Source organism: Lonsdalea iberica, assembly GCF_002111585.1.
In the GTDB taxonomy this organism is placed as follows: domain Bacteria; phylum Pseudomonadota; class Gammaproteobacteria; order Enterobacterales; family Enterobacteriaceae; genus Lonsdalea; species Lonsdalea iberica.
The window spans coordinates 1-8094 of sequence record NZ_LUTP01000075.1 but is presented as its reverse complement, the minus strand read 5'-3'; the positions used below and the strand labels follow the sequence as shown (position 1 = coordinate 8094).

The window sequence follows — 8094 nt, the reverse complement described above, 5'->3', positions numbered from 1 at the left end:
AAGGAAGCGATACCTTATCGAAAAGAGATAATACTCTAGAAATATTACTTAATGCGTTCCTAATCCCATTCCATAAACTCAATTCGTTTTAATACCATTAAGGAATAAGAGATTAGATATAGCCATACAATATTTTTGCAATTTGGGATAAATAAAATTTGAGACTGGTCATCGCCCGTTAAAAAAAAGAAACCAGAACGATTAAAAATCATTCAGAAGGATGCTGTCTGACGAGGAATGCTGAGTCCAGCGTATTTTTGCCCAACTTGAAATAGGAAGGTGGAAACATCAGGGACAAGCAATCAGGAGAAATAGAACTTAGAGATTAAGTGTTGAAGGCGCGGTTTGTGACATCAGCATAATGAGCGCAATTCATGAGTATACAAAGAGGGTGAAACGTTCCTGTACACCTTGATACTACAGGGCAGGACTCTCCATATTCGCAACACGTCATGTGTCTGCGCATTCAGGTGGTAAGAAGACTAGGTAGTCACGGGCAAAAGCCGAGACTGATTCTTCCACCACACCAGTAAATCTGCTGAAAGGCGTGGGCAAACTCTTTAGCGCGGCCATGGGGTACGACGAGGAGCGATAGCTAAAGAAGCGCTAAACGTGGCAAAACTCGGGATCAGAAAGATTGCCTCTGACCAGTAAAGCCCTTTTGTAGGGAAAGGGCTGCCACGTTTCAAGGATGTCGGAAGCACCTTCCTGAAAAATCCAGTTTATATCGCCAGCGGTGAGGGGGTTAAATCTCGGCAGGATATTCCCCTGGAACATACGCTGTCGCAACGTCGTGCCTGCAGGCTGGCGGGTCTGTCCCTGTCAACGTGCCGTTATTCGGCTCAGCGTCCGGCTGCTATCACTGAGCTGGCTCCTGAACGCCGCCGCTTTGGTTACCGGCGTATCTGGCAGCTTCTGCGACGTGAAGGTCTTTGCGTTAATCACAAGCGGGTTTAGCGCGTCTATCACCTTAGAGGCCTGATCGTAAAACGCAGACGGCGCCGTAAAAGGCTGGCGACTAAACGACTTCCGCGCCCGGATGCACCGAACCTGACCTGGTCAATGGATTTTGTCATGAATGCACTCTGCAGCGGTCGCCGGATTAGGTGTCTTACCTATGTGGATGATCTCACTGAGGAGTGCCTGACGATCACCACTGCATTCGGGATTACTGGCGTTCAGGTGACGCGCATTCTGGACAGCATTACGCTGTTTCGTGGCTATCCTGCGACGATAAGAACCGATCAGGGCCCGGAGTATACCTGCCGGGCTATCGATCCATGGGCCTTTGAGCATAATGTTGAATTGCGATTAATCCAGCCGGGTAAGCCAACTCAGAACGGATTTATTGAGAGCTTTAACGGTCGCTTTCGGGACGAGTACCTGAAGGAGAAATGCTTCAGCGATATTTTTCATGCCCGGAAAATCATTAATAACTGGCGGCAGGACTATAGCGAGCGCAGATCTCACTTCTCGCTGAATTACCAGACACCGTCTGAATTTGCAGCAGGCTCGATAAATGGAAAATTAGAAAGTAAACAAACCGATATTACTAACTGATCGTTATATCTTACATTGGGGGGAGGTCACCCCGAAAACAAAATGAGAAGATGGCATCGGATGGACATTCACAGCTCGCTCGTAAAGCATACCGCAATCGAAACGTCGTTGAACGGTGCTATGGTCGCCTGAAAGAATCCCGCCGGAACGCTACACGTTACGTCAAAAGGCTAAAAATCACCTGGCGATGATGAAACCGGGCTGTATCCGGCGCTTTTATCAATGGTGAAGTAATTAAGGGACACAGCCTAGTCTCCAGGATTCCCGGGGCGGTTCAGTACGTATGAATATTACGAGGCATTTATGGCTTATAATTAATGAGCTACCAACGTGAACGGCCATGGTGTCAGAATATTCAACCGGTTTGATATTTGCCGAGGCTTGAAGAGAAATGTCACATGAACGTCAATACTAATGCCATTTTTGCTACCAATAATAAGGTAGATGGCTTTTTTCATATTGATCGTGTGGTGTATTGCTCTGCGAAACCGAGTGTCGCCCCTGACTAATTAACCCATCCTGTCGGTGGGATAATGCAGGCGTTTTAAACGTTATTAGGATCAGGGACATAGTCTGAATAGAGTACGAATAAGCAGCATGTTACCTGAGCACTTATTAATGTGAAAGAATAAAAAATTCACTATCGTTGATGGAAAAAATACATTTCTTAGTCTGTAATAAATGTATTTCCCCCAATCGTACCAAAGACACAACTCCAACAAAGGCAATAAAAAGGACATAATCATGAATCCATTTGTAATTATAAACCCAATATCATCACCATTAATCCACAGGACTCTTGATACAAAAGTGGTTGAATGGGACATCAACAACAGATCTCACACGATTATCGTCGGCATCCTTGATGCTGATACAGGATTATTTATACAGGACACTGAATCAACAATTTCAGTTTCATCTGACTGCGAATATCTATCGTTTATAAGCCAGCGTAGCGGACATCAGTCAGAACCAGTCAAAAAATTTGAAGGGTTAGCCAACTTAGTTCCGTTACAGCTCATTCTGATTGCCGATGAAAATTACCCTTATGGCGATGAAGTAACACTTACAGTAACCTATAGAAATATAGAAACCACAGTAACTGAATTCGACACAATAAAAAAATAACCACAATCACAAAACAATCATCCTTTGTTATGACAACGGATGAGCTTCTACCACCCGGAACACCTGTCATTACGCTAGCAAACACGATATCGTCAGCACTTAACGTTGCCCGCCCTGCTGAATACGCGCCTGGAGAGCAAGGCGGACGCCATTCTATTGACTTATTTGCTTACGTGGTAGACTCAGATGATCTAACTAATACATCAAATATTGTTCAGGCAGAGGGAGCTCAACCATATATGCTGATATGCCCCGAAAATGCCAGTTGGGGAGAGTGGGAAAGAAAACGCAGTATCCCAATAAGGAACGATGCTGCCCTTCCTTATGGAATTTTATCTATTCGTACCGATGTCGGCGGCGATAACCCTTCTGAAGGTGTGGGGACAATTAAAACGACGCTAACAAATAACGGAAATGGTAAGGAATCCAAAATTCATTTCAATCTCGGCGTTGTTTTCAAAGAGTAATAATACTGTGCGGTGGCGAAGGTTCTGTCGCATTACCGGGCTACGACCATTAATGCGACAGAACGCGAACAATGCTACATCCATAAGAAATGTTGATTCCTGAAAACATTCCAGCCAGGGTCAATATTTTATTTAAATGTGATTGATATATATCAAAGGGCTTAATTTTGAAATGACTCCTTTTGTGAGGGGGGGGGTATAAATTTTCTGATATCATAACGACTGAAGATATGAAAACGGATGGTAAATATCAACTGTGTCGTATTTACTGTAATGAACGACCCATTTAATAAGTATAATATTAAACTCATTGCCACACTCAGCGGCAATGCCATTTACCTTAAAAGAAAGAATACGGTTATAAGCAGGATGCCGCCAAAATCTTGTGGCTAGGGTATAAGAAAAAGTACAGGCAGTGACGCTGACAGAAAAATCGGGCCATCTGGCATTGAACCTCCTCGGGAATCTTGGAGACTAAACTCCCAGAGAGGTCACAGGATGACTGAAAATATTCGTTTTTCCCTAAGGCCCTTCAGCGGGCCGTCCGCATGGTTCTGTTGCCCCGAAGACCGGTTACACACAGAAGCCCCTGCGCGTCTAGGTTCGTCAGCATCAACGGGATGCCGGTGGCGGTGGGCGGACTTACTGTTAACGAACGCCAGCGTCTGAAAGAGCTTGAGCGTGAAAACCGAGAACTGCGCCGCAGTAACGATATCCTGCACCAGGCCTCCGCTCATTTTGCGAAGGCGGAGTTCGACCGCCTTTAAAAAAGTAGCGCCCCCGGTGGACGCACTGCGCAATGAACACGGGTCGGACCGGTATGCCACGAACTGAATATCGCCCCGTCAACGTATTACCGGCGTCCTGAGAAACGCAGACTACATGCGCGGCGTGACAAAACTTCTGAAGGCGAAGATACAGCGCGTGTATGGCATGCGCAAGGTCTGGCGGTAGTTGCTGCGGGAAGGCATCAGTGCCAAATGCACGGTGGCTAGCCTGATGACAGCCATGGGGCTTGCCGGTGTGCGCCGGGGTAAAAAGGTCCGCACCACCGACAGCCGGAAAGAGATTGCCGCGGGTGACCGAGTTTACCAACAATTCGTGGCAGAGCGGCCTGATCCGCTGCGGGTGGCAGACTTCACAGACGTCAGCACCTGGCCCTGTTTTGCTTACGTAACGTTTATCATCGACGTATTCGCCGGTCGTATCGTGGGTTGGCGGATGTCATCATCGATGGAAACGACGTTCGTACCGGACGCACTGAAGCAGGCGCTGCGGGCCAGACGTTCCACGGTCACCATCCACCACAGCGATAAAGGCTCTCAGTATGTGTCACTGGCGTACACTAAGCGACTAAAGGATGCAGAGTTGCTGGCATCGCCGGGCAGCACGGGTGACTCATACGACAAAGCAATGGCGGAGAGTATCAACGGACTTTACACGGAGGAGGGGATACACAGTAAGAGCTGAAAAACCGCGCTGAAGTGGAGCTTGCCATACTGACGTGGGCGGACTGGTATAACAACCACCGGCTGCTGGAAAGGCTGTCCACATCCCCCCTGCCGAAGCGAAACAGGCATATTATGCTCCCATCGGGAATAAGGATCTGGCAGCCTGAGCTCACAGGCAAAAACACTCTTTAGGAAAACCGCGTCGGTTCAGTGTAAAGTTCTCATTAACGATATATAACTAAACAACAACCATCAGGGGCTGCTGTTTAGTCATTTGACCGTGTCGTTATGCAACTGCTATCGCTTCTATTTCGATTTTTGCATCCTTAGGCAGCCGGGCAACCTCGACACAGGAGCGAGCAGGAAATGGTGCGCAGTGCTTCTTAAAGAAAGCCTCATAGACAACATTTACTGCCGAAAAATCATTCAGGTCTTTTACATATACCGTGGTTTTAATAATGTTTCCGACTGTCAGTCCGGCTGCCTCAACGATGGCTCTGACGTTTTCCAGTGATTGGTAAGTTTGCTCTTCTATTGCGGCTGACATTGTCCCGGAAAGAGGATCAACAGGTAGCTGACCTGAGGTCATGACCATATTCCCTGTGTTTATTCCCTGAACGTACGGGCCAATAGCCGATGGGGCGTTTTTTGTACTGATAATTTTCATTGTCATATATCTCTTTTCTATTACATAAAGTTGTTTAACAAAACTAGTGAGCCAACCCCACTGATAACAACCCACACAAGACCAAACCTGAGGCTAATTAATGTGCAGATAATCGCGGCAATTACCTTTGGGTTATGGAGGTCAAACTCCATATGTGAATTAATATCCAATATCTGAACAGTAATGATGGCTGGTAATACCGTCACGGGAACAAAACGAAGCGTCTTTCTTACCCGTTCACTCATATCAAGCTTCCCGGCTATTCCTATAAAGGAAAAACGGATGAGAAACGTCACGGCCGCCATTCCGAAAGTCAGTGCTAAAAAGTAACTGTTATTCATTTCCGACCTCCTCATGAAAACGCATGTTGTTCCTGACGTTATTCTCTGCATTACGTTTTCTTTCTTCTGCCAGATCCATACTTAAACCGGCTAACACACCAAGTATGGAGGCCACCACGATCCCCAGAGACCAGGGGAGGATAACCAGCAATACACCAGATACTGAGGCGACTAGGGCTGCAACAGTACAGGCTTGGCTTTTAATCTGAGGCATAACAATAGCAATGAACGCGGCCACCATCGCAAAGTCCAAACCGTATTTCTGAATATCCGGGAAAGATGAACCGATGACTGCGCCCAGAAAATTTGCCAGTACCCAGAATCCCCAGAAAGTCAGCATGACTGTAAAATAGAAAAGATATTTATCACCTTTACTTTCATCCATATTCTTTATGGTTGTGGCGTATACTTCATCGGTCAGTGCGTAAGAAATAAAGCATTTTTTGAAAAATGAGGCTTCCCTGATCTTTCCTGCCATAGATGCGCTGTACAACACATGGCGAAGATTCATTACGAAAGTGGTAAATATAATCACGCCCAGACTGGCACCGCTTTGGAGCATATTCAGTGCCAGCATTTGTGCCGAACCTGCAATCACGATGCACGACCATGCTGTACTCTGCCACACACTCATTCCCATGCTGACACTGAGGGCGCCAACAATAAATGAGAACGGAAAGTCACCAATACAGAGAGGCATTACCGCACTCACTCCCCGCAAAATTGTCGCCTTTTTATTCATCACGTCTCTCCTGATCCAGTTTCAGTATCTGCACTTCAACTGGCCTGGTTATTATTCACTTGCCCTCAGCTATCTGCCAGAGCATCCTTTTCTGTCATGATGTGGATAATTTCTTTATCCGTTGTAGGCATGGCTTTATTAACCAGCCGACTGAGGTTGTTGATTGTCTGTTCTACATTCTGGCTCACAATACCGTCGTGACCGCTGACCTGCATTCCCTGCTTGGCCATGAGTACGGCTCTGAATGCGCTCATGGTGACGGAAGACACTTTCATGGCACAGCTGTTGGATGCACCATCACAGATAATGCCGCTGACATCGCTGACCATATTAATGATGGCTGCCTGAATAACATTCAGGTCCTGGGTGAATAACCAAGCCATTCCTGCGGCGGCCCCCATTGCCGCAGTAGACGCGGCGCACAGGGCGGAAAGACGTGTGTAACGGGAGTGAACAGAAATCGCAACCAGGTGGGATAATGCCAGTGCCCTGATAAGCTCTTCCTGGCTGTTTCCCAGTTCATCAGCAAGGATCACCACAGGCATTGTTGCAGTGATCCCCTGATTTCCGGAACCATAGTTGGACATGGCCGTAACCGCAGCCCCCCCCATTCTGGCATCTGAAGCAGCCACCGTTTTAATGAGTATGCGCGACAGCAGGTCATCACTCATCAGCCCCTGTCTGACAGTAGCAGTCAGCGTCCCCGCGATGTTAAGTCCGTAAGGCTTTCTCTGGCCCTCCAAGGACAAGGCACCGTTAAGTCGCGCTGCCTCCAAAATAAATTCAATTTTTCCCAGCGGAACTGTTTTAATAAAATTAAACGCGTCCTCAATAGAAAACTCCTGCGGGGCAGTTTCGGCAGTTTCTTCATTTTCCTGCTGATCCAGAGACACAGGCTGTCCATTAACATAAAGCTCTTCAATGCGGGAGTGGCTTCTTTTAATAACCACACGGCAACAGTTAACTGCGCCTGTTGCCGTAAGGTCTATATGGATAAAGTCGGGGGTATCCTGAGCAGTGATATTAACTCTGCCCTGACTCACCATTTCTTTCGCCTGCTCCGTTTGTCCGTCAGTGAGTCCTTTGAGTGTTTCAAGTCCTTGGTCAGGGTCACCTCCGTATACACCGACCGCAGCAGCCATCGCAATTCCAGCGCTGTGAGTGCCCGGAATAGTGACCCCCATTGCATTCTTGTATAGGTTTTCAGAAATGAAACCACTGATACCGATGCAGGGTTCATTTAGATACCGACAGGCCGTAGCCGCGGCAAACGCAATAGCAACGGGTTCCGTACACCCCAGGGCCGGTCTGACTTCTCTTTTAAGCCACTGCAGAAAAACATCATCTTTTTTTGGTTCCGGCATGTCACATATCTCCAGAAATAAAATTAACTCTCTGGGGGGGATTATGATGAAAAAATAGGGGGGGTCTTTTCCAAAATAACAACTCTTTTTCAGTGTATATGGAAAAAGATTCTTTATGGTTATTAGTTAAAATGAGTAACTTAAAATTTCAGTTTTATTATTAATATATATTAATCATCAAGTTAATTATTTACATGTACTAATTACTAGAAAAACCTTGATTCTGTTCTAATTTCTTAAAAGAGAAAAAATTTCTCCGGACTCGCGAAATAATATTTATTACCCTGTAAATATGTGCTCATTTCGGTAGATCATGAAAATAATCGCTTAACCGCGTTTTCGGTTGCATTGCTTCCGCCCCCCCTTTTTACGTG

The 8094-nt window shown here is 46.4% G+C and carries 6 protein-coding genes, 3 pseudogenes and 1 other annotated feature; of the genes and pseudogenes, 5 read left to right on the top strand and 4 right to left on the bottom strand.

What is annotated here, in order from left to right:
- Window positions 1-780: 780 nt before the first annotated feature.
- From AU511_RS16245 to AU511_RS16230, 5 genes and pseudogenes are all read left to right on the top strand, one after another.
- Window positions 781-1560 (top strand): annotated as a pseudogene (locus AU511_RS16245) (IS3 family transposase); the annotation flags it as partial.
- A gap of 29 nt (window positions 1561-1589) precedes the next feature.
- Window positions 1590-1789, top strand: a pseudogene (locus AU511_RS16240) (IS5 family transposase); the annotation flags it as partial.
- Between the two features lie 515 nt (window positions 1790-2304).
- The gene (locus tag AU511_RS16235; protein ID WP_139829409.1) at window positions 2305-2688 is read left to right on the top strand and encodes a hypothetical protein; all 384 of its coding nucleotides are present in this window, start codon (window positions 2305-2307) and stop codon (window positions 2686-2688) included.
- Between the two features lie 29 nt (window positions 2689-2717).
- Window positions 2718-3155, top strand: a complete 438-nt coding sequence (locus tag AU511_RS17340; RefSeq protein WP_139829408.1) for a hypothetical protein — start codon at window positions 2718-2720, stop codon at window positions 3153-3155.
- 553 nt (window positions 3156-3708) lie between these two features.
- A pseudogene (locus AU511_RS16230) lies at window positions 3709-4773 on the top strand (IS3 family transposase); the annotation flags it as partial.
- Window positions 3886-4000: a sequence feature (AL1L pseudoknot), on the top strand. It overlaps the preceding pseudogene by 115 nt.
- 119 nt (window positions 4774-4892) lie before the next feature.
- On the opposite strand, the gene AU511_RS16225 reads toward AU511_RS16230, so the two are convergent.
- The 4 genes from AU511_RS16225 to AU511_RS16210 form a co-directional block, all read right to left on the bottom strand.
- On the bottom strand, window positions 4893-5273 hold the full coding sequence (locus AU511_RS16225) for a RidA family protein (protein ID WP_240503871.1): 381 nt from the start codon (window positions 5271-5273) through the stop codon (window positions 4893-4895).
- Window positions 5274-5293: 20 nt separating this feature from the next.
- On the bottom strand, window positions 5294-5614 hold the full coding sequence (locus AU511_RS16220; protein WP_094110299.1) for an AzlD domain-containing protein: 321 nt from the start codon (window positions 5612-5614) through the stop codon (window positions 5294-5296).
- Entirely contained in the window at window positions 5607-6356 is a 750-nt protein-coding gene (locus AU511_RS16215; protein ID WP_094110298.1) for an AzlC family ABC transporter permease, read from the bottom strand. The genes AU511_RS16220 and AU511_RS16215 overlap by 8 nt, the downstream gene beginning before the upstream one ends.
- Window positions 6357-6421: 65 nt before the next feature.
- Window positions 6422-7720: an L-cysteine desulfidase family protein gene (locus tag AU511_RS16210; protein WP_094110297.1), complete on the bottom strand. Its 1299-nt coding sequence runs from the start codon at window positions 7718-7720 to the stop codon at window positions 6422-6424.
- Between the last annotated feature and the right edge of the window lie 374 nt (window positions 7721-8094).

Coding starts and splice junctions, on each gene's coding strand:
- AU511_RS17340 (WP_139829408.1), top strand. CDS start 2,718: ATGACAACGGATGAGCTTCTACCACCCGGAACACCTGTCATTACGCTA.
- AU511_RS16225 (WP_240503871.1), bottom strand. CDS start 5,273: ATGAAAATTATCAGTACAAAAAACGCCCCATCGGCTATTGGCCCGTAC.
- AU511_RS16210 (WP_094110297.1), bottom strand. CDS start 7,720: ATGCCGGAACCAAAAAAAGATGATGTTTTTCTGCAGTGGCTTAAAAGA.
- AU511_RS16235 (WP_139829409.1), top strand. CDS start 2,305: ATGAATCCATTTGTAATTATAAACCCAATATCATCACCATTAATCCAC.
- AU511_RS16220 (WP_094110299.1), bottom strand. CDS start 5,614: ATGAATAACAGTTACTTTTTAGCACTGACTTTCGGAATGGCGGCCGTG.
- AU511_RS16215 (WP_094110298.1), bottom strand. CDS start 6,356: ATGAATAAAAAGGCGACAATTTTGCGGGGAGTGAGTGCGGTAATGCCT.